General features: G+C 47.9%; 24 protein-coding genes and 1 pseudogene. 7 read left to right on the plus strand and 18 right to left on the minus strand.

Going from position 1 to position 21384, the window contains the following annotated elements; all coding sequences use genetic code 11:
* Positions 1–220: 220 nt before the first annotated feature.
* From IPL71_RS22975 to IPL71_RS23060, 18 genes and pseudogenes are all read right to left on the minus strand, one after another.
* Positions 221–541 (minus strand): hypothetical protein, encoded by a 321-nt coding sequence (locus IPL71_RS22975; protein WP_345325686.1) that lies wholly within the window; start codon positions 539–541, stop codon positions 221–223.
* A 98-nt stretch (positions 542–639) separates the two neighbouring features.
* A complete protein-coding gene (locus IPL71_RS22980) occupies positions 640–1434 on the minus strand; it encodes a HAMP domain-containing protein (RefSeq protein ID WP_345325688.1) in 795 nt (264 codons plus the stop codon).
* Between the two features lie 26 nt (positions 1435–1460).
* The gene (locus IPL71_RS22985) at positions 1461–2156 is read right to left on the minus strand and encodes a CHASE3 domain-containing protein (protein WP_345325690.1); all 696 of its coding nucleotides are present in this window, start codon (positions 2154–2156) and stop codon (positions 1461–1463) included.
* A gap of 18 nt (positions 2157–2174) precedes the next feature.
* On the minus strand, positions 2175–2327 hold the full coding sequence (locus IPL71_RS22990) for a hypothetical protein (RefSeq protein ID WP_345325692.1): 153 nt from the start codon (positions 2325–2327) through the stop codon (positions 2175–2177).
* 7 nt (positions 2328–2334) lie between these two features.
* Positions 2335–4389 (minus strand): GAF domain-containing protein, encoded by a 2055-nt coding sequence (locus IPL71_RS22995; protein WP_345325693.1) that lies wholly within the window; start codon positions 4387–4389, stop codon positions 2335–2337.
* Positions 4390–4564: 175 nt separating this feature from the next.
* Positions 4565–5548: an ABC transporter substrate-binding protein gene (locus tag IPL71_RS23000; RefSeq protein WP_345325695.1), complete on the minus strand. Its 984-nt coding sequence runs from the start codon at positions 5546–5548 to the stop codon at positions 4565–4567.
* Between the two features lie 39 nt (positions 5549–5587).
* The gene (locus IPL71_RS23005; RefSeq protein ID WP_345325697.1) at positions 5588–6388 is read right to left on the minus strand and encodes an ABC transporter substrate-binding protein; all 801 of its coding nucleotides are present in this window, start codon (positions 6386–6388) and stop codon (positions 5588–5590) included.
* On the minus strand, positions 6385–6585 hold the full coding sequence (locus IPL71_RS23010) for a hypothetical protein (RefSeq protein WP_345325699.1): 201 nt from the start codon (positions 6583–6585) through the stop codon (positions 6385–6387). Before IPL71_RS23010 ends, IPL71_RS23005 begins: the two co-directional genes overlap by 4 nt.
* A 15-nt stretch (positions 6586–6600) precedes the next feature.
* Positions 6601–8955 (minus strand): response regulator, encoded by a 2355-nt coding sequence (locus IPL71_RS23015; protein WP_345325701.1) that lies wholly within the window; start codon positions 8953–8955, stop codon positions 6601–6603.
* A gap of 150 nt (positions 8956–9105) precedes the next feature.
* Positions 9106–9354: a winged helix-turn-helix domain-containing protein gene (locus tag IPL71_RS23020; RefSeq protein WP_345325703.1), complete on the minus strand. Its 249-nt coding sequence runs from the start codon at positions 9352–9354 to the stop codon at positions 9106–9108.
* Positions 9320–9892 carry a response regulator gene (locus IPL71_RS23025; protein WP_345325705.1) on the minus strand — a complete coding sequence of 191 codons (573 nt, stop codon included), beginning with the start codon at positions 9890–9892 and terminating at the stop codon, positions 9320–9322. The genes IPL71_RS23020 and IPL71_RS23025 overlap by 35 nt, the downstream gene beginning before the upstream one ends.
* A complete protein-coding gene (locus IPL71_RS23030; protein WP_345325707.1) occupies positions 9867–11180 on the minus strand; it encodes a GAF domain-containing protein in 1314 nt (437 codons plus the stop codon). Before IPL71_RS23030 ends, IPL71_RS23025 begins: the two co-directional genes overlap by 26 nt.
* Positions 11181–11185: 5 nt before the next feature.
* Positions 11186–11956 (minus strand): GAF domain-containing protein, encoded by a 771-nt coding sequence (locus tag IPL71_RS23035; protein WP_345325709.1) that lies wholly within the window; start codon positions 11954–11956, stop codon positions 11186–11188.
* Positions 11928–12101, minus strand: a complete 174-nt coding sequence (locus IPL71_RS23040) for a hypothetical protein (protein WP_345325711.1) — start codon at positions 12099–12101, stop codon at positions 11928–11930. The genes IPL71_RS23035 and IPL71_RS23040 overlap by 29 nt, the downstream gene beginning before the upstream one ends.
* Positions 12102–12106: 5 nt before the next feature.
* Entirely contained in the window at positions 12107–12529 is a 423-nt protein-coding gene (locus tag IPL71_RS23045; protein ID WP_345325713.1) for a hypothetical protein, read from the minus strand.
* A gap of 23 nt (positions 12530–12552) precedes the next feature.
* Positions 12553–13158 (minus strand): HDIG domain-containing metalloprotein, encoded by a 606-nt coding sequence (locus IPL71_RS23050; RefSeq protein WP_345325753.1) that lies wholly within the window; start codon positions 13156–13158, stop codon positions 12553–12555.
* Positions 13159–13403: 245 nt separating this feature from the next.
* Positions 13404–14081: pseudogene (locus tag IPL71_RS23055) on the minus strand (Rnase Y domain-containing protein); the annotation flags it as partial.
* Positions 14078–14731: a RecX family transcriptional regulator gene (locus IPL71_RS23060; RefSeq protein WP_345325715.1), complete on the minus strand. Its 654-nt coding sequence runs from the start codon at positions 14729–14731 to the stop codon at positions 14078–14080. The gene IPL71_RS23060 and the pseudogene IPL71_RS23055, both read right to left, overlap by 4 nt.
* A gap of 529 nt (positions 14732–15260) precedes the next feature.
* Between IPL71_RS23060 and IPL71_RS23065 the strand changes: the two genes are divergently transcribed.
* From IPL71_RS23065 to IPL71_RS23090, 7 genes are all read left to right on the plus strand, one after another.
* A complete protein-coding gene (locus IPL71_RS23065) occupies positions 15261–15689 on the plus strand; it encodes a hypothetical protein (RefSeq protein WP_345325716.1) in 429 nt (142 codons plus the stop codon).
* The gene (locus IPL71_RS23070) at positions 15674–16759 is read left to right on the plus strand and encodes an ArnT family glycosyltransferase (RefSeq protein WP_345325718.1); all 1086 of its coding nucleotides are present in this window, start codon (positions 15674–15676) and stop codon (positions 16757–16759) included. The genes IPL71_RS23065 and IPL71_RS23070 overlap by 16 nt, the downstream gene beginning before the upstream one ends.
* On the plus strand, positions 16740–17222 hold the full coding sequence (locus tag IPL71_RS23075; protein ID WP_345325720.1) for a hypothetical protein: 483 nt from the start codon (positions 16740–16742) through the stop codon (positions 17220–17222). Before IPL71_RS23070 ends, IPL71_RS23075 begins: the two co-directional genes overlap by 20 nt.
* Before the next feature lie 93 nt (positions 17223–17315).
* Positions 17316–17966, plus strand: coding sequence for a class I SAM-dependent methyltransferase (locus IPL71_RS23080; RefSeq protein WP_345325721.1), 651 nt, complete (start codon positions 17316–17318; stop codon positions 17964–17966).
* A gap of 8 nt (positions 17967–17974) precedes the next feature.
* A complete protein-coding gene (locus IPL71_RS23085; RefSeq protein ID WP_345325723.1) occupies positions 17975–18532 on the plus strand; it encodes a glycosyltransferase family 2 protein in 558 nt (185 codons plus the stop codon).
* Positions 18533–18893: 361 nt separating this feature from the next.
* A complete protein-coding gene (locus tag IPL71_RS26285) occupies positions 18894–19469 on the plus strand; it encodes a hypothetical protein (RefSeq protein WP_514130850.1) in 576 nt (191 codons plus the stop codon).
* Positions 19470–19474: 5 nt separating this feature from the next.
* Positions 19475–21310: a phosphate acyltransferase gene (locus tag IPL71_RS23090; protein ID WP_514130851.1), complete on the plus strand. Its 1836-nt coding sequence runs from the start codon at positions 19475–19477 to the stop codon at positions 21308–21310.
* Positions 21311–21384 lie beyond the last annotated feature (74 nt).

Here is a 21384-nt window from a genome sequence, read left to right on the forward strand (position 1 = left end):
TAACAACCCGATCAAGATGGTGTATTGCAAATTAGCAATTCGGTTTTGAGCCGGGTTGTCAAATTCCGGCGCACGTAAGTTGCGCCAGAAACCACCTTTATCAGCTTTTTCCTGTTCAGCTCTGGATATTTTTTGTTTTTAGCTATCATGTAATTCCTCTTTACAAGACCAGTTAGTGTCTATTTCTTGCGTGCCTGGATACGGTCAACTCGACGCGTCATTATTTGTAATGCATACTTGAAAGGTAAAACTCGATTGAGGGTACCTGTTCTCGTCGGGGCGAATTTTGACTGGCTTTACGGGCATCTTGTTGGCTGGATGCCTGTATGTTAGCACTCACACGTGTTGCGCCGAGAGCCAGTCCCAATTCGCGGATGGCAGTCTGTAACGTATCTTCCACAGTTGTGGCACGTTGAACCTTTTGACCGATAGCATTAACCAGCGATTCCAGATCTGCCTGCGCCCTGGATTGTTCAAATGATCGGGCATTTTGCAGGGAAATGGCTACCTGACCTGCGAGAGATTGCAGCAGGGGTGACATCTTCCTGATCCAGACCATTTATCAGATTTTGCTGCACATCCAGTACGCCCAATACCTGCTTGCCGGATGAGATCGGAATCGCCACCTCAGATTGAGTATCAGGTAATAAGGCGTTGGGGGAGCCAGCCTTCAGCTTGTGAAACATCAGGAACCAGAACCGGTTCATTGGTGGCCGTGCGGCCCACCAGACCACGTCCCTTTGCGACCCTATGCTTGTTCGCCAGCATTTTCGCTCCGGCTTCACCCGTTCCACCTGCCATGATCAAGTCTCCGCTGTTTTCATCCAGAAAGTAGATGTGAGCATGGTAATAATTGAAGGCAGCTTGCACCTGTTCCACAACGTCCACGGCCAATTGACCTGGATTGGTGGCAACCGAAAGGCGTTGGCTTACCTCGGCCGATGTTTGCACGGCCAGCGCACGACGGCGTACATCTTCAAATGCCTGACGCAGACGACTGGTCATGGAATTGAAGTCTTTTGCCAGCGCACCCACTTCATCCGCTGAGTTAACTTCGGCGTATGTATCAAAATTGCCTTCCGCGATTTGTTGCGCGGTATTCGTCAATTGGGTAACTGGCTGGGTGATCTGCCGTGACAATGTAATGGATAACAGGATCGAACTGGCAAGCGCGATAAAAACGATGATGATCGAGATCGTGAAGGTTTGAGCGTTGTTGGCTTCCGCTCTGTTAATATCGTCGGTTGCAAGTTGTTCGCCCAGAGTTTCAAGTTTTAAAGCCAAAGGCTCCACAGCGCGCGCAGAAGCGATCAACGTCTCATTTGCAATCTCAATCTCGTTGTTCAACTGTACGAGCTGCTCGAATGCAGCCAGATAGATATCTGCCTGATTGTGCAGCTCAGCTTTTTCGGCAGGACCGAGCTTATCTGTCAATGTGGCCTGAGATTTCAGTATAGGGACTAAGTTGCGAATTTCATCGGCATACTGCTCCTCAGAATATGCCAGATAATTTTTTTCACTGACGCGAATACGTAAAAATGTGAGCTGCAAATTTGAAAGGCTGGACTGGCTAAAGATAATCTCTTCACTTTTCTTGCTGCAGTTCGAAATTCAGACTCAAAATCTGTACTTTCATCAAAGCCTTTTCTTTGGTACGCATCTACAATCGTGATGAAACTTTTCTCGTAGATATCCACGTTTTGCCTCAAGGCGAGGATGTCTGCTTCATATTGAGCCTGTGTGATGGCACCCTTGGACGCAGTGGGTGCTTCAGCGCCAAAAAGAGCGAGTTGATCAATATCTTTACGCATGTCAACAATCGATTGTTTGTGCTCAATCACATAGTTTGTATAGGCTGTTTGATAGCCTTCTTCCCGCCAGCGCAGGAGAAAGTTTTTCTCAGCACGACGGGCTTGTAGCAGAGTGCTTTTCAAATGATCAGATAACCTGCGGACTGTAATGCCTTTTGAAAAGGCATCTTCATAAGCAGCTGATGTTCTATTCGATCCCGATAGGGTAAAGACCGCGATGATCACCGCGAAGACGAAGACGGTTCCAAATGACAGGAGCAATTTCTGAGCCAGAGGCAGTCTGCCCCAAAAGCCAAATTGTTTACCATCTGGTGATGTAATGGAAGGTGAGGAAGGTATGTTCATTTTCAGTCTCCGCAACGATTAAATTTCTCTGTGCTCATCAGCCAGCGCCTTTGGGTCAAGCGTTACCCGTGTTGATTTCATTCCCAGTGCGTGGCCGAGCTCACGCGCCGCGATCTGAAGCGCTGCTTCCACACTGGTTGCGCTTTGAATCTTTTGGGTAATAAGGTTCACGGCGGTTTCATGTTGTGCCTGGCGTTGTGCCGGCGAGTTCTGATGCAGTATCTGGCAGTAGGATTGGGCAGCCAGCCTGCTTCTTCACATCGTTGACAATGACCGCCTGCCGGGTGCGGGCTGAGCGCGCCACGAGCGATTGTTCCTGTGCCAGCGGGATGATTGTTGTGCCGTGGGTTCCTTCGTGTTCATCACCTTCCTGATAACCACAAGCAGTGATTTCGAGGTGTTCTTTATTTTCATCATAAAGAAATACATGGGCATGGTATAAACCAAATCCGCGTTGAGTTAGATGAACAACGGATTCCAGCATTTTCTGTACGTCACTGATGGTGGCGGCAACGGTACTGATGCGGGCAACTGTCTGTAATTCGGCGGCGCGCTTGGCTACCGTTTCTGTAGATTGAATATTTTTAAGAGCGATGGCGAGTTGATTGGCAATGGATTGCAGTGAGTCAACATCTTCCTGTTGAAGACCGTCTGCGATGTTATGTTGTACATCCAACACGCCTAATACCTGATCACCGATGGAGATCGGGATGGCAACTTCGGATTTTGTCTCAGGCAGCAAGGGGTTGGCCAGCCAATCGGGGTTTTTCAAAGTATTAGATACGAGCACGGCTTGATTTGAGTTCGCCGCACGGCCCACCAAACCGCGTCCTTTTGCCACTTTGTGGAATTGGGCCAGCATCATTTGACCGGCATTTCCCGTACCACCGGCCATGACCAGGTTTTCAGCAGCATCATCGTAAAAGTAGATCTGGGTATGGTAATAACCGAAGGAGTTTTTCACCTGATTTACCACTTCATTCACCAGTTCTTTTTGATTCAAGATGGTGGAAATACGGCGGCTTACTTCAGAGGAGGTGGCGAGCGCCCTGGTACGGTCTGCCACGCGTTGTTCGAGTGAACCGATCAGCTCACGCAAACGGCTGGTCATTGTATTGAAGGCTGTAGCGAGTACGCCGATCTCGTCTTTTCTTTCCACATAGGCAACTGATTCGAGGTTTCCTGAGGTGACATTTTCTGCGATTGTCACAAGCTGAGAAATTGGAGTTGTAATACTACCCGTCACCAGGAAGGCTACAAATGCGGCAATAATGAGCGTAAGCACCATCAATCCCAGGGTGATGCCAAATGCTCGATTCGATGATTGCAGGGCTTCACTTTGATCCTGTTCAGCGATAAGGGCAATGCGTAGTTCCGGGATCCATAGATATGATCCCAGAACAGGGACATTTCTGTAGTCGTTATAGAGGTCTGCACCTGTGGACTGTGTTTCGATCGAGTTTCTTGTGCCATTTGTACGAATGTAGGTTTCGCCAATTTTGAAGTTTTCAAAACGGGATTGACTCAATAATGCATAATTTGCACCCACCAAATAGGTCTCACCGGTTTCACCGAGGCCTGCACGCACAAGCATGATCTGGTCAAGAACCGCCAGATTGGCGCGGCCTGCCAACACTCCAATCACTTCGCCGCTTATGCTTTGAATGGGCTGTGAAAAGACGATCGAATACTTTGACAGGGAAATATCATAAGCTGGCGGTGTAAGGTAACTTCCCTTCAACCCTTCATGGAAAATGGCTTGGGTTGAATAGATCTTGCCTTCCTGTGAAGTATTGGTGGATACAACAACCACACCTTCTTTATCAAGGATGAATAGTTCTTCAAAATACCCGGTTGTTTTGTTGACGGAATTGAATCTATTTCGCAAGCTTGTTCTGGCTGTTTCTGCATCTGCTGATTTTTCAGAACCGCGCTCATATTTTTCACTGAGATCTCTGCCTTGCAGGACCAGATCAAGATTGGTTTGAAGCGTGGAGACCCATGAATCAATTTCGCTCGCCTTCAATTGGGCAACTGAGGTTAATTGTGCCAGCGAGGCATTTCTCAAACCTTGCGCATTGATCAAGCCCGATATGATGCCTGTAAGAAGCACAGGCAGCGCCGCCAGTAAAAGAAATGTGATCAACAAGCGATTGCGGAGTGACAGTGCGCCTGTCCGCTTATTGTGAGCAGGCTTGTTGTTAGCTCCGCCAGGAATAGCATTGATGGTCATTACAGCCTCCAATCATTATGTTGCCAATATTTGATACGTATCACTGATACCTTATAGTCTATTATAAAAAATCAATAAAGTGCGTTGCAGATGAATTCTGGTTAAGTATTGCAAGTAGGACGGAAAAGCTGACTGTCGTTTTGAAAGGAAACGACAGTCAGTCTATTTTGATCTTTTATTTGATGAAATCGTTTGTGTAAGCTTTTGTCAAGTCAATCGGAGATGTGATATAGCCCTGATCTAATAAAATGGCTTGTGTGTTATTCCAGATATCTTCCTCCATCCATCCAATTTGAGCGTCACCGGTATCCAGCAGGGGGATTTGAGCTTCTATGGTTGCCTGTTGAAAGGCAACATCCAAACTCTCGTCATATTTAAGCGGGAAGGCTGCCACCTCTTGTGGATGCTCAACCGCATATTGATATCCTTTCAGAGTGGCACGGATGAAACGTTGAACCAATTCCGGGTCGCTGGAAATCAATTTTGCATCGGTAAAGATCAGGTTATTGTAGAACTCTACACCATAATCTCCATAGTAGATCGGAACAACATCTTCGCCATCAATTTTGGCTTGAACAAGCTCGTTGGTTGAGAATGTGCCGCTGGTGGCATCCATCCGGTCGGTGTGCAGATCCGCCGCGCTATAAAATTCCTCGTTGGGAACAAAGGTGATGCTCGCAGGATCCACGCCCACCTTTTTCAACATGGCGATGAATTGGATATCCCAGGTTGTATCCAAGCCGGGGGAAACAACACCAACCGTTTTTCCTGCCAAATCTTGAGGTGTGCTAATTCCACTATTGGCCAGTGCCATGACGATCAACGGGCTTTTGCGGAAGATGCTTGAAATGGCAACTGGTTCCTGACCTGCAGACTGAGCACGAATAATGGAGTCGCCGGGGGTAACCCCAAATTGGGATGTTCCCTCAAAGACACTCGCGATCGGGTCGGTTTCCGGTCCGCCAGCGACCAGAGCTACCTCTAAATTCTCGTCGTTGTAATATCCAAGCTGATCAGCGGTATAAAAGCCTATAAACTCTGCGCTGTGAAACCAACTAAGTTGAACAGTCACTTTGTCTTTGGCAGGGCTGCAGGCATTCAGCAGGAGTGCGATGGCAATAATCAAAATGCTGATGGGATTCCCAATTTTTTTGCTCATGATGACCTCTTTTATATATGCTATAAGAAATCAAGCTGTTTAAGGGGCAAGAAATTCGTTTGTATGGACTGTGCTCAAGTCAATTGCTTTTTTGATCAGTCCGAATTCCAAAAGAATATCCTGTGTTGTATTCCAAACATCGTCATCCATGGACCCGATCGGAGCATCGCCAGTGTTGATGAAAGGAATCTGTGTTTGCATTACATTTTGCTGATAGGCAAGATCCAAAGTTGAATCGTATTTAACTGCGAAGGCTGCGACTTCTTCAGGGTTTTCAATTGCATATTCGTAACCCTTCATAGTAGCGCGCAGAAAGCGGGTAATTAATTCAGGGCTGCTTTGTGTAAGTTCTTCCTTTACAAAGATCGTGTTGATGTACACATCATAGCCATAGTCTTTATAGTAGATGAAATTCAATTCATCACCGGCATCCTTTGCCATAACCTGTTGATCTGTGGCGAACATGCCGCTCATGGCGTCCATGTTTCCGGCTTTGATTTCATTGGCGCCTTGGAAATCCTCGATCAGCGCGTATTTCATTGAGCCGCGCTCCAGCCCGGTGCGGCTTAAGAACGCGAGGAAGGGCATGTCGAAGAAATTTGTCAGATCAAGTGAGTAAACGCCGACAGTTTTTCCGATCAGATCTTCCGGCTTTTGAATATTATCTTTTGTCAGAGATGTGATCGCCAGTGGATTTTCACGGAAAATCGTGGCTACAGATACAAAATTCTGCTGGCTGGCTTTGGCAATGATGATGCTGTCGCCGCTGGTAATGCCAAATTGAGCCTTGCCGTTATTGACTTCATCAATTGGGTTGATCTCAGGCCCGCCGGCATTCAAAACGACTTATTTTCTTCCGCTTTGTAGTATCCTTTTTCAACGCCGTATAGAACCGGCATATTCCACCATGAAACCAGCTTAACTGAACCGTCACCTTTCTGCTGGAGCAGGAGCGGTTTGATTGCCGCAGGCGCTAACGAAAATTGCATGATGATAACGATCAAAACACCAATTGAGTTCAAATTCTTTTTGTTCATGAAATTCTCCTTGTTTTAAATGGCCGCTGTCTGATTGAATAGGATGGGGAATGAAAGACTAAAACTTGTCCCTTTTTGAGGTTCACTTTCCACGCTGATCTGTCCATTGTGCTGTTCAATAATGGATTTCACAATTGCTAATCCGAGTCCGTTCCCCTCTTCTTCTTTATTTTTTCCGCTTCGTACACGATAAAAACGATCGAAGATAAAAGGCAGGTCTGATGCCGGAATGCCATAGCCGTTATCTTTTATTTCGATCAACGCCTGGGTATCCATTATTTTTGCTGTGAGTGTCACTTCGCCGCCTTGGGGGTGTACTTGATCGCATTGCCGATCAGGTTGCGAAACAACTGACGCATTTGCAGCGGTTCGCCATCTATATGAATGATTTCCGTCAAGGGTAGGACAGAAAGTTTTTGTTCCTTTAATTTTTGCCTGTGGAGTAAATTCATGCGCCATTTCAGCGAGTAATTTTCCCATTTCCATTGGTTCATGTTTTGCAGTTGCTTCCAGATCCATTTGTGCGAGTGACATCATGTTTTGGACAAGCTCGGTCATGGTTTGTGCCGCATTCTGAATACGGTCTACGAAATCCTGCTGCTGTTCATTAAGCGTCCCGGCATGGCCTAACAACATACTGAAACCGGCAATGGTCGTGATGGGATTTTTTAGATCGTGCGATGCGGTCGCAATGAACTCATTTTTCACCCGTTCCAGGTCCTTGAAATGAGTCACATCGTGCAGGATCGCCACCTGACCGCCATCTTCGATCGGCGTGATCAATGCAACAAATGTTCGCTGATCGGGCCAGAGCGCTTCCCCTGATATTGCCACATGTGATAAACGAGCATCTTCCAGTAATTGAATAAATGCATCATATCCATGACCGGCGGGTAAGACCTGATTGATATTTGCTTTAAAATCTGTAAATAGTTTTTCGCCTTCAGGGTTTAACAAACTTAATCTTCCCTGCTCATCGAACATCAAGATCGCTTCTGCCGCATGTTGCAGTACAGCCGCAAGCCGTTTTTGTTCCTGTGCCACATTTGTATACAAACGCGCATTCTCAATGGCAATGGCCGCCTGACTGGCAATGGCTTGCAGCAGCAGTAAATGATCCAGGTTGAAATAACTTTCCTGTTCGTGCGTCAGGATCAGCAAACCCAGCAGGTCTTTGCGGCCATGTAGCGGCGCGATCACCACCGAATGAATATTTACATCCTGTTGATCGGTCTGCCACAGCGGATCGTTGTGCGCATCTTCAATAATCAAACCCTGATGTGACTCATTGATATGTTTCAGCAATCTCTCCGGGATGGTCATTGGGCTGTCTGTGGATTCAACAACTGATAACGAAAACTGATAATTTTGTTGAACCTCATTTTCAGAACCCAAAATGATCATATTTCCCTGAAGCGCTCCGAGTGTTTCCACGGTGCGTTTTAGCAATACATTGGCCAGGTCTTTGATGTCTGTGCGCGCGCTCAACTCTTTGCCGATCTCAGGCAAAAGATTCAACTCGCGATTACGGCGGCGGATCACATCCTCCGCTTCTTTCACACGCAACTTCGTGCGGATACGCGCCATCAATTCATGGCGGTCAAATGGTTTCATTACATAATCATCTGCGCCAAGATTTAAACCAGATTGCACATCTGAAGGATCAAGGCGTGCGGCGGTTAAAATAATGACCGGAATATGCGCAACTGCAACATCTGCACGAATTTCTTCCAGCACGGTGAATCCGTCCTTGTGCGGCATGTTCACATCCAACAAAACGAGGTCGGGTAATTCATCGCGCACCTTGTCCAGTGCCTCCAGACCATCGCGTGCCGCGATATGTTGATACCCTTCATATTCCAGATAGCGGGTTAATAGGGTGATGTTGTCAGGGCGGTCATCTGCCACAAGAATTTTAAATTTTTTCTTTCCCACCGCAATATTTCTCACTGGCCGGGTGGAGAGTTTCATTTCTTCAATGGCGTTTGTTGCAATTTGGCAGATCCGTTCGGGGCGCACAGGTTTCACGATCACTTCATTTACTTTCAATCGCTGCGCTGTCACTTTTAACCCGGGCACATCATACGCTGTGACAAGATATGTATACGCGGGTCGGCCGGCTGGATGATTGTTCATCTTCTCGATCAATTCGAGGCCGGTCATTTCAGGCATGATCATATCGGTAAAGAGAATATCCACGCCGTGAGTCTTTACTTTTTCAAGGGCTTCGTGCCCGCTGGTCGCTGAGATCACATCTACAACAGGCCCAAGCTGCGACAATGCGCGCGCCAACGTCGTCGCTGTGTTTGGGTGATCATCAACAACAAGGATACGAATCTGGTCTTTGGGGGTGTCTGTTGGAGTAGTCATTAAGACCATTATCTGCCAAAACCCGTTTTTAGACGTTAGGGAGAGGAATGTAAAAGTTGGTAAAAGTTTGGGAGCCTGCGACGAGAAACCCGCTTCCAGCTTAAGCCGGAAGCGGGTCTTATTCCAATGAAAAGAATCAGCGCTGAGAGTTTAATCCGCCACTAAGCGGTAGCCCGCCCCGCGCACGTTGATCAAAATGGATGGCGCATGTGTATCTTTTTCAATGGCTTGTCTCAATTGATGGATGTGCCATTTGGTGAGTTCCTGCGCTTCGCGCACATCAGCCTGATAGCCCTGCGCTTCGGCCACGAGCGTTTGATAATTTACAACATTCGGTGAATGACGCGCCAGGACAAGCAGATAATCAAAAGAAGTGGGGGACGTTAATGGATTGTTCATTAAGAATGATGCGGCGGGTGTGCAGATCCAATACCAGTCGCCGCGTTTTAGAAAACGATCTGTGCCTGCGGTAGCGGGTTCGTAATGGTTGCCGGTCTGCCTCCGTTTTAAAGCTCTTGAGTTCCGCTTGCAAGGCTTCGATCTGGGCTGCGAGTTCGCGTTTGCGTTTTTCTTTTTTCTGACCTGCAAGAATGCTTTGTGCGCGTTCGATAATGGCTTGCGGTTTGAGAGGTTTTAACAGGTAATCGGTTGCGCCATTTCTTAATGCTTCCACGGCTGAATTCAAATCAGGCTGGGCTGTAAAGAGCACAACCGGCAGGTTGGGATGCGAGGTGTGGATGATCTTGAGCGCATCCAATCCGGCGATGCCGGGCATGCGGATGTCCATGAATACCAGATCAAAGTTTGTGGTTTTTAAAAATGAAATTCCCTGATCTCCGTTTTCAGCGGTGGATACTTCAAAGCCCGCCTGCTGCAGGATACGCGCCAGTGTTTGGCGCAGTGTTGCTTCATCATCTATGATGAGAATATGCCCCATGTGTGAGGATCTCTCCATTATAGGTTGGAAGCCAAATGCTGAATATTGCGCCTCCCGTGGGACAGTTCTCTGCCGCAATACGTCCGTTATGTTTCATCACAATATCATACGAGATGGTAAGCCCCAGGCCTGTGCCTCTTTGTTTGTTCGTAACAAAGGCTTCGAAGATATTGGGCAGTAGTTCCTGGTGCAATGCCTTTGCCGGTATCTCGAATGGTAACAAGGATTTCTTTTGAGTCGTGAGGAGCGTGCCAACAGTTAATTTTCCACCTGTTGTCATTGATTCCACGGCATTCATTAATAGATTTAAGACCACCTGCCTGATCTGATCTGCCAGCGCCGGAATGGACGGCAGGCTGGGGTCGGGGTGAAACTCAAAGGTAATTTGATTATGCCGCAAGTGAGTGGAGATGAGCGCGTACACATCTTCGATGATGTTATTAATTTGAGTCTGGATAAAATCTTCCACTTGAATTGGGCGGTAGGTGGCGCGCAGGCGTTCGATCATGCTTGCCATGCGTTCTGATTCTGCCAGCACGATCTCAAGGTCTTGTTTGCCTTGCGTTGAAAAATTTGTTTCTTCCTTAAGGAGGAATAAAGCGTTTTGTATGGCTTGCAGTGGATTATTCAGTTCGTGTGATACGGTTGCCAGCAAACGTCCCATCACGGCCAGTCGTTCATTCTGCACCAGTTGATCGCGGATGGCTTTTTCCTGTTGCAGGGAGATTTGCAGGGTTTCGTACAAGTCTGCTTTTTGCAGTGCCACTGCCAGTTGATCTGCCACTGCGCTCACCAATTGTATATCGCGCTGTGATAAATACTTGGGGGGCACTTGATGAATATCGAGTAATCCTAAAATTGTTCCATTTGCTTTCACGGGAATTGCCAGCTCAGATTTTGTGTCTGGCAGAAGCGGGTTGCGTGTGAACGAAGCGACATCATCCACGTTATTGGTAAAGAAAAAGGAGCCAGTTTCTGCTGTGTATCCAACAATGCCTTCGCCAGCTGCGATGCGGTGTTCGCGGGCTTTTAATTGCGCTCCGATCTTTCCACTTCCGGCGCGCATGACAAAATCTCCGCTTTCGGGGTCTGCTACATAAATTTGGACATAGTGATAATCAAAGTTTTTTTGCAGGAGTTCCACTGTGTCTTGCAGCAATTCATCAGGGTCTAAAGAGGTGACCAACCCCTGATTGACACGATAGAGCGCATTGGATTCCTTTAAAGCCTGTTGTGTACTTTGCAGTAGGTGGGCGTTTTCAATGGCGATGGAGGCTTGTGTCCCCAATTGGGTTAATAATTTGATGTCATTTGTATCAAAGGCGAAGGGCAGGCTGCTTTGAATGCTGATCGTGCCGAGTCTTGTTTGCCGCTTAGTACAGGGGTGACCATTAGGGAACGGTAGGTTGGTTCCGCTCCAAGCTTGATAAAACGCGGGTCGGTTTTTACATCTGAGATATTGATTGTTTCTCCGCTCAAGATCACCTGCCCGGCAATCCCTTCACCCAGGCGCATTTTCTTTTTGCCTCCATCGGGGTCGTCAAATCCGATCACGGCTCCGTAGGTAAGGATTTGTTCCTTGTCATCAAGCAGGTGAATGACAGCCTGTTCTGTGTTGGAGATCAGTTCTTTGGCTGAGACAACTATTAATTGCAGTACATTATCCAGGCCGATGCGTTCGGTTTCGCTGAGCGCAAGCGCAATATCTGAGATGGCTTTGGCTTCGCGTAAATTGCGTTGAAGTTCCATTTCCTGCTGTGCGTTCCACAAGGCGAGTGCGATCTGGTTGCTGGCTTGTTCGGCCTGTTCGATCTTTTCTGTTGTGAATTGATGAGATTGGTTGAATCCGGCAATTACGGCGCCAAGTTTATGCTCCCCGTAGATCAAAGGAATGCTGATAAAGGACTTCTCGGGGAATTTCCGGATGATGCGCGGGCTGGATAATTCTGTATTCAGCGTATCTTCCACGATAAGAATGTGACCCGCGTTGAGCGCCGAGGTAGTCAGATTTTTTTCCCCTTTTAGGTACTCTACTTTAAAAAAAAGGATTTTCAGGTGCAACATTTGCGGCAACAGGAAAAACCTGTTCTTTGAGCGAGTCCCAACGGGTGATGTAGCAGCTATCCGCTTCAAGCAGGGTGGTCAGGTCTTTTGCAAGAGTTTGCATCATGCGATCAAAATTCTGCTCGATGATGATGGAGCGGGTCATGTTGTTTAATAACGCGAGGAAATTTTCACGTGAGTGGAGTTGTGCGTTGGTATGGAGATATTCATCATATTTTTTTTTGAGCACCCCCATGCTGATGCCGGCAAATGTAAGCAGGATGCTTCCCAGTAGAAAATATTTCTGATTGGGGCTCCTGGAAAATCACCGGTATTGACAGCCAACAGCAGATTGAAACCGATTGCGGCCAAACTTGCAACGATGCCCCAAACCATGCCAAAATACCAACTGACCGCCGCAATCGGGAATATGCTAAAAGCGGTGATCACCGGTCCAAAGATTGGCATTAAAAAAAAAGCGCCGAACGCATACAGCAGAGTCAGCCCAAAAACAAGTCCCCATTTCACCAGATGCGAGCGGAAATTTGATTTCATTCCCGTGATTGTAGCATCTTTAGAAATGGGGACTTTCATTCGTAATACCCTTGTAAGGCGGATTATTTTGCGTATTCAGTAGCTCTTGTCTCGCGGATCACGGTCACACGAATTTGACCGGGGTACTGCATGGTTTCTTCGATCTTCTTGGCAATGTCACGGGCCAGCCGGGCAGAGGAGAGGTCGTCAATTTGATCGGGTCGGACGAGAATGCGAACTTCACGTCCCGCCTGAATGGCGAAGGCTTGTTGTACGCCGTCAAACGACATGGACATTTCTTCGAGCGAGCGGATGCGTTTGATGTAGGCTTCGAGATCTTCACGGCGGGCGCCGGGGCGCGCACCGGAGATGGCATCAGCGGCTTCAGCAATGACTGCTTCCACGGTATCCTGATCTATTTCATGGTGGTGGGCTGCGATGGCATTGACCACGATCGGGTTGACGCCATACCGCTTGCAGTATTCCGCACCAAGGCCGGCATGTGTGCCGTCCTGATTGTGATCCATGGCTTTGCCGATGTCGTGCAGGAAACCGCCTTGTTTGGAAAGTTCAATATTCGCTCCGAGTTCTGCGGCGAGAATGCCGGACAGTTTGGAAACTTCACTGCGTGGGCGAGTTGATTCTGCCCATACGAAGTGCGGAATTTCAAACGTCCCATCATGCGTAATACTTCGGTGTGTAAACCGGTGACATTCGCTTCATAGGCGGCTTGTTCACCCGCTTCGTTAATGATCTTTTCAACAGCTTTGGTTTCATCTTCGACGATCTTTTCGATGTGCGCCGGATGAATGCGTCCATCAAGGATCAGTTTTGATAATGCGCGGCGGCCAATTTCACGGCGGACAGAGTCAAAGCAGGAGACGGTCACAGAATCGGGGGTGTCGTCCACGATCACATCCACGCCAGCGGCCTGTTCAAAGGCTTTGATGTTACGTCCGTTGCGGCCAACAATGCGTCCCTTCATTTCTTCACTGGGCAGAGTGACCACGGCGCGGGTCACTTCGGCCACGTGCTCTGAAGCTACACGCTGAATTGCATCCGCGATCAATTTGCGGGCGCGCTTCTCGCCTTCTTCACGTGCTTCGGCTTCGATCTGGCGAATGATACGCGCCATGTCGCCGCGGGCTTCTTTTTCAACTGCCGCGAACAGGTCTTTGCGCGCATCTTCCGGAGTCATCTGGGCAATGAACTCCAGTTTTTTAATTTGATCTTCGTAGAGTTTGTCGATGTCGTTGGCGCGCTTGTCCACTTGTGACTGGCGCTTGTTCAAGGTTTGTTCGCGCTGTTCCATTTTGTCGAAGCGGCTGTCCAACTCACCGCGGCGTTTGTCGAGTCGTTCTGTTTCACGATTTAACTCGGCACGTCGTTCCTTAAGATCAGTTTCGGCACCTTTGATAAGTTTGGCGGCATTGTCACGCGCGCCGCTTTCGATCAGGCGGGCCTGCTCGCTGGCAACCTTGAGAATGTTATCGGCTTTTTCATTCCGCGCTTTGGCGGCCTGGTCGGCTTGATAGCGATGGAAAAAATAACCTGCGGCAACGCCGATCAACAGCGTTATAAAATCTATAAAAAAGAAAAGAATCGGGCTCATGATATGTCCTCGTTTTTATTTATCTGTGACTCCGCGTTCGTTTCGTTCCAAATTCTGGAAACGATGGGGGCAATGACGGAGTAGGAAAATCCACGACGGGCAAGAAACTCGCTTAACTTTTTACGAAACTCGCTCCACTCGTGACCTTTGAACCGGGTCGCTCGTTTCAAGCCTGCTTCGTAGGCGAGGGCTTCTTCGTCCACATCGGATAGAGATGCCTGAATTGTTTCGTTGTCGAGTCCTTTTTGGCGTAACTCCACCGTGAGGGCTCGTTTACTGCGCGGACGGAATGTGCTGCGATTTTCCACCCACGCCTGGGCAAATTCACTGTCATTGGCAAGACCTGCTGTACGAAGTCTTTCAATTGTCCCTTCGATCACATCTTCAGGAACTTCGTGCTTGCGCAGGTTTTGCTGTATTTCTTTTTCAGAACGGGCGCGATAACTTAAGTAGAGCAGGGCTTGTTGATATGCCCATTCGCGCATGTCTTCTGAAAGGATTTTTGCGATCTTTTCATCACTCAGCATGTCGCCGTTCTTGAGCCATGCGGCGGTGATGCGGGCCAGACCGAAGGCGAATTCGCCATCAAGGTAAATATTGACCCGGTTGGAATTTTTCTTTTGCACGGAAATGGCGGTTATCTTTTTCATTTAAAAGCACACAGCCAAGGTCTCCGATTCTTTGGGGTCGGCCTTGGCTGTGGAAAATGTCTGGGATGGCTGAGCAGGCTCCACGTCCAGTAAGAGGCGATGGAGGTAAATCAAAGTAAATGACGGATTACGTCACATACAGCTCAGGGTATGAGGTGAAGCCAGTCTGCGTCTCAAAAAATGTCCTAAATAGACTTCACAAAGTAACTCCCATTTATTGGGGAGGATCGTACACCAGTTTCCAGTCAGTTTCGAGCAAGGCCGCGAACGGCGGAAGTTTCTTAAGTCAGATCCCAAAGATTAGGATTTCCTTAATTATACATGAATTTTACGATTTGTTAACATTTTGAGTTTATATCAAAAATTGAGCGGTAGTTCTTTGGCTGGTATAAAAAACGGTGCAACAAGGTGAGGGAAGATCAGGCCATCCCGCCTGTTTTTTCGGTATAATAAAATTTCTCTTGAATACAAATCGTGTTTGTGCCCTTGAATGATAAGGATGTAAGTTATTCATTACACGGAGGTATCGATGATGGAAGCACCTGAGAGCGGGGGAGATAACAACAACATTCGGCGGTTTGTCGCTTTTCTGGGTATCTTTTTTATCCTGCTCAGCCAGTTTTTGATTTTTTCAAACCAGGTGGATACTACGGGAGTATTTCCGCCTTATACATGGCTGGCTGTGTTTGGGGTCTTTGTTTTGGCTCTGAGCCAGTTGATTCGCCCGGCAGGTTTTTTGCAAAAAATATCCACCTGGTTTATTTTTCAAGAACGGTCATTTTGGGTTCTGGCTGCATTTTACTTTCCATTTTGGCTACCGGAGCAACAGCAAATTTTATGCTGTTTACGCGGATTAATTACATTCCCGTGGTTGCCATCTGGTTGTTGGGTGCAGGGGCTTATACGTATGCATTTTTTAATGTTTCTCTCACAGCAAATGTCTTGTTTGCATGGATAAAGAAAAACCGCAATGAGATCATGGCCGTGGCCGTGGTGACATTGTTTGCCGCAGCTTTTCGATTTTATCGCCTGGGACAAATTCCGCGCATCCTCGATGGGGATGAAGGCTTGATCGGAATTTTCGCGCAGGAGACTTCCACCGGCTTGCTCGCCAATCCTTTTGCCTTGTGGGAAAACTTTGGCGCCATGTATATGCAATTGATCAATCTTTGTCTGCGGTTCTTTGGAGTTAATTCTTTCGCCTTGCGATTGCTGCCAGCCATCGGCGGTACACTGGCAATTCCTTCACTTTATCTTCTGGCACGCTGGATCGGCGGACGCAGGATCGCTTTCATCACGATTATTATTCTGGCTTTTTCACATTCTCACATTCACTTCAGCCGCATTGTATCTGTTGCGTATATTCATGGAACCTGGCTTGCGCCGCTTGAGCTATATCTGCTGATCAGTGGTTTGGAAAAACGCGAATCATGGAGGACCGCTCTCGGCGGAATTTTGCTGGCGATCCACTTTTCTGTTTATTTGACCGCCCAGTTTATTATGGCGTTGGTGTTGATCTATATGCTGATCGCTTTTCTGTTTTATCGTCCATGGTTTAGGTCACGTTTTTCCCAGGCGCTGGTTTTTTGGGGAGGCTTTCTGACCACAATCATGCCTTCAGCTTTTTATTTTTATAATAATTCCAGTGAATTTTTTAATCGGTTCTCACAAGGTGGAACATTTCAATCCGGCTGGCTTGAACAGACCATGCAGGCAACAGGCCAGGGCAGTTTTGAGATTTTGTTTGGCCGTTTTGTGCATGCCTTCCTTTCGCTGATTTATTACCCTGCTTTCGATTTTTATGGGTCATCCTCGCCCATGATGAGCATGATCTCCAGCACTTTGTTTTTAGCCGGGCTTGCCATTGCCTTATGGCGGATTCGAAACCCCTACATATTTGCTGTTGAACGGTTATTTTTGGGGCGCTACTTTTTCAGTGGGAATATTTGCCATTCCCCCCTCTGCAGATTCGTACCGCATGTTAATGGCGCTGCCCGCTGCATTAATTATGGCTGCGATAGGCCTTGACCAAATTCTGGAATTGCTTGGAATCGGATATAACAATACAAGAGTTGCCTACAAGTTTTCAGTATCAGCCGTTCTTACCAGCCTGCTTATCTTTAACCTATGGACGTATTACGGTGATTTCGCGGGGCAATGCCGTTATGGCAATAGCCTGGTGGATCGTTTCGCATCGTACATGGGAAGTTACGTAAACACAATAGATAACGAATTATCCGTGTACCTGCTCAGTGATGATTTATATTTTTATGGAAGTCACGCCTCCACAGATTTTCTGAGCGAAAAAAGGAAGATTACAAACTTCCCGGATCCAATCGATATGTTGGCGCCGGTCTCCGGTGAAACGATCATTGCCAGCCCTGAGCGTATTCCAGAACTGGAAGAGTGGGCGCGCGCGCATCCCGGCGGGTTGCTTCAATATCAATATGATTGTGCCACTACAATTTTGCTTTCCTATCGGGTTCCATAGAGCGCGCCATTGGATCCGCGTGAATACCAGCTCATGTATCAGGTTGAAGATCGCCACTGGTGGTACCAGGGGATGGAAGCCATAACGCGCACAATGCTTAACCGTTGGGTGCATCTTCCAAACCTCAGAATTTTAGATGCCGGATGCGGAACCGGCGCAGCCATGACAACCTACCTCGCAGAATACGGAAAGGTGACCGGCGTGGATTTATATCCGCAGGCTTTGGAATTTTGCCGCAAGCGGAATGCACCACGCCTCGCACGCGCATCTGTGCTTAACCTGCCGCTTGCTCCTGCTTCCTTTGACCTTGTCACCAGCTTTGACGTTCTTTACGAGCGGGCTGTTTCCAGCGAAAGCGCCGCCTTAAAAGAATTTTTCCGCGTCCTGACTCCCACCGGACGCATCCTTTTGCGCCTGCCCGCCTACGATTGGCTGCGCGGACAGCATGATAAAAGCGTGCATACCAATCGCCGCTACACAAAAAAACTTGTTCATGATCTGCTTGAACAAAGCGGTTTTCGTGTGGAACATTTATCTTATGTCAACACATTTCTTTTTCCCGTGGCAGTAATAAAAAGATTAAGCGAAAGAATTTTCCCGCCCAAAGAAAGTCAATCTGATCTTGCATTAAACCCCGGCGTTCTAAATAACTTATTTAGATACATCCTTACCAGTGAAGCGCCTTTGGCCGCCAATATCGGCCTGCCTTATGGTTTGAGCGTGATTGCAGTTGGTAAAAAATGACAGATGGCATGGAACAGAAAAAAATTTCCAGCATTAGCGCCGTATTCCCTGCATTCAATGATGGAGGCACAATTGCCAGCATGGTCGCCGCCGCATCCATCGCATTGCATCAAGTGACTGAAGATTTTGAGATCATCGTCGTCAACGACGGCAGCCTGGACTATACATCCACGATGCTGGCGGAAATCTCCACCAGATACCCTGAACTGCGGGTGATTACTCATCCATCAAATCAAGGCTACGGCGCAGCCTTGCGCACCGGGTTCTCTGCCGCCACAAAAGACTGGGTCTTTTACACAGACGGCGATTCTCAATACAATCCTTTGGAATTGGTCAATCTGGTTGATGCGCTTCACGATGGCGTAGATGCAGTCAATGGATATAAATTATCGCGTAATGATTCGTTGATCCGCATTTTGATCGGGCGCGCATATCACTACTTTGTAAAATTCCTCTTTCATCTCCACATCCGCGATGTAGATTGTGACTTTCGCCTGATCCCAAGGCATATCCTTGAAGAGATCGATTTGAAGAGTGTCAGCGGTGCGATCTGTCTGAGCTGGTGAAAAAAATCGAAGATGCCGGATATGTCTTTGCAGAGATACCGGTCAATCATTACTCGCGGAAATATGGAGTTTCTCAATTTTTTGTCCCTTCGCGCATCCTTCGCACTCTGTCTCAATTGGCTGGCTTGTATTGGATGCTGGTCATCAAAAAAAGGCATTTGAAAAATAAAAAAGCATAATGGATAGTAGGTATGATCGAAAGGCCGCGACCCGAAGATTTATTTCGAGTAAATTGAGTACCTGACGGCAGCCTTCGGGACGTTTTTCCAGTTGCCGATAAAGTCAATTGCTTCTATGTATTTCATTCGGAAGAGAGCAGGTGCATACCATAACTTTTCACTTGAGCGGGGTAAGAACATATATGGAACTGTGGGTATCGCCCCAAAATGTGACAAAGGAACTATTCGCTTTCGGCAACTCATGCGATAATTTACAAGTATTGTCGCATTTGAAATTTCCACAATTCATCAAATCACTGGAGGCTCTATGGCTAAGATCACGTGAAGATGTCTTGAATATCATCGCTTTAAAAGGAAAACCCGGCAAGCTGGCGATTGTCCCTACAAAACCGATGGATACACAGCATGACCTGGGTCTGGCTTATTCTCCCGGTGTGGCGGAACCTGTTTTGGAAATTGAGAAAAACCCTGAAGACGCTTACGAATACACATCGAAGGGGAATCTGGTTGCAGTCATCTCAAACGGCACGGCGATTTTAGGTTTGGGTGATCGCGGCGCTCTAGCCAGCAAACCTGTGATGGAAGGTAAGGCTGTACTTTTTAAGAAATTTGCAGATATTGACGTTTTCGATATTGAATTGGATTCACACGACCCCGATGAAATTATCAAAGTGGTCGCGGCGATCGCTCCGACTTTTGGCGGGATCAATCTCGAAGACATTAAAGCCCCGAATGTTTTTACATCGAAGAAGAACTAAAGAAGATGCTGGATATTCCGGTCTTCCATGATGACCAGCACGGCACCGCGATCATTTCCTCGGCGGCATTGTCGAATGCGTTGGAGATTGTTGGCAAGAAGCATGATGAGATCCGCATTGTCATTTCCGGCGCGGGCGCTTCTGCGATCTCGTGCGCTGAGTTGGCGATCCGCTGGGGTGTGAAGCGCGAAAACATTATGCTGTGCGACAGCAGGGGAGTAGTCTATAAAGGCCGCACTGAAAATATGAATAAATATAAGGAACGCTTTTTGGTGGATACCGATGCGCGTACCTTGACAGATGCCTTGCGCGGCGCGGATGTGTTCTACGGTCTTTCTGTTGCGAATGTGATGACACCTGAGATGGTCAAATTGATGGCGCAGGACCCGATCATCTTTGCGATGGCGAATCCTGATCCTGAGATCAAGCCCGAGCTTGCGAAAGCAGCGCGCAAGGACGTCATCATCGCCACTGGCCGCTCTGATTATGCAAATCAAGTGAATAACGTATTGGGTTTCCCGTTCATCTTCCGCGGCGCATTGGATGTACGTGCGAAGGGTATCAACGAAGAGATGAAATTCGCTGCATCAAAAGCGCTGGCCGCACTTGCGAAAGAGGATGTGCCCGATTCAGTGATCCGTGCTTATGGCGGTGAAGCGATCAAGTTTGGACGTGAGTACATCATTCCCAAGCCTTTGGATCCACGTGTGCTTTTGTGGGAAGCGCCCGCAGTAGCAGAAATGGGTATGAAGACCGGTATGGCGCGCAAGACCATTGACCTTGATGAGTATCGCGAGCAGTTGGCATATCGTCAGGGCAAGGGCGAGCGCATCCGCTATTTCTTCCAGAACAAGGCGCGTTCTTCCGGTGGGACCAAGCGTGTGGTGTTTGCAGAAGGCGAAGAGCAGAAGATCATCCGCGCGGCGCATCAGATCAATGAAGATGGCATTGCAACTCCTATTTTAATTGGCCGTCAGAGTGTGATCGACGAGCATGTCAAGAACCTTGGGCTGGATTACAAGCCTCAAGTTGTTGACCCGGATCAGTTCTCCAAGATCGATGCATACGCCAAAGCGTATTATGAATTACGTCAACGCAAGGGCATGATGATGAGCGACGCCGCCAAGAAGGCGCGTGATCCCAACATCCTCGGCTCGTTGATGGTCAAGATGGGTGACGCAGATGCATTTATCTCAGGCCTCACTTTTGATTATCCTGAAGTGATCCGCCCGGCTTTGCAGATCCATCATACGGCTCCGGGTGTGGCGCGTGCGGCGGGTGTGTACATCATGATCTTTGAAGAGAAAGTTTTCCTCTTCACCGATGCCACCGTCAACATTGACCCGACTGCCGAAGATTTGGCTGAGATCGCTTCTCTCGCTGCCGATTACGCGGTCAAGTTGGAGATCGATCCGCATGTGGCTTTCCTTTCCTTCTCGAACTTCGGTTCCACACCGCATCCGCTTTCAGATAAAGTCCGCAAGGCTGTCGAGTTGATCAAAGCCCGCCGACCTGACTTGCGTGTAGACGGCGAAATGCAAGCCGACACCGCAGTGATGCCGGAGATCACAGAAGAACGTTACCCATTCAGTGCGGTGAAGGATGCCAACGTGTTGGTCTTCCCATCGCTTGAATCGGCGAATATTGCTTATAAACTTTTGGCCCGCCTTGGCAATGCCAAAGCCATCGGTCCCATTTTGTTGGGCGTGGGCGCCCCTGTGCATGTACTCCAAACCGGTGACGACGTGAATGCCATTGTTCAAATCGCTTCCGTTGCTGTGATGGATGCAATGGGACGTGAAGAGAAGGTCACTGAAAAGAAGGCAGGTAAGAAGAAGTAATCGGTAGACGGTAATCAGTATGACGACCCTGAGTGTCTCTGCTCAGGGTCGTTTTGGTTGATGTATATGTATAA

It is taken from the genome of Candidatus Villigracilis proximus (genome assembly GCF_016717045.1).
Taxonomy (GTDB): Bacteria; Chloroflexota; Anaerolineae; order Anaerolineales; family Villigracilaceae; genus Villigracilis; species Villigracilis proximus.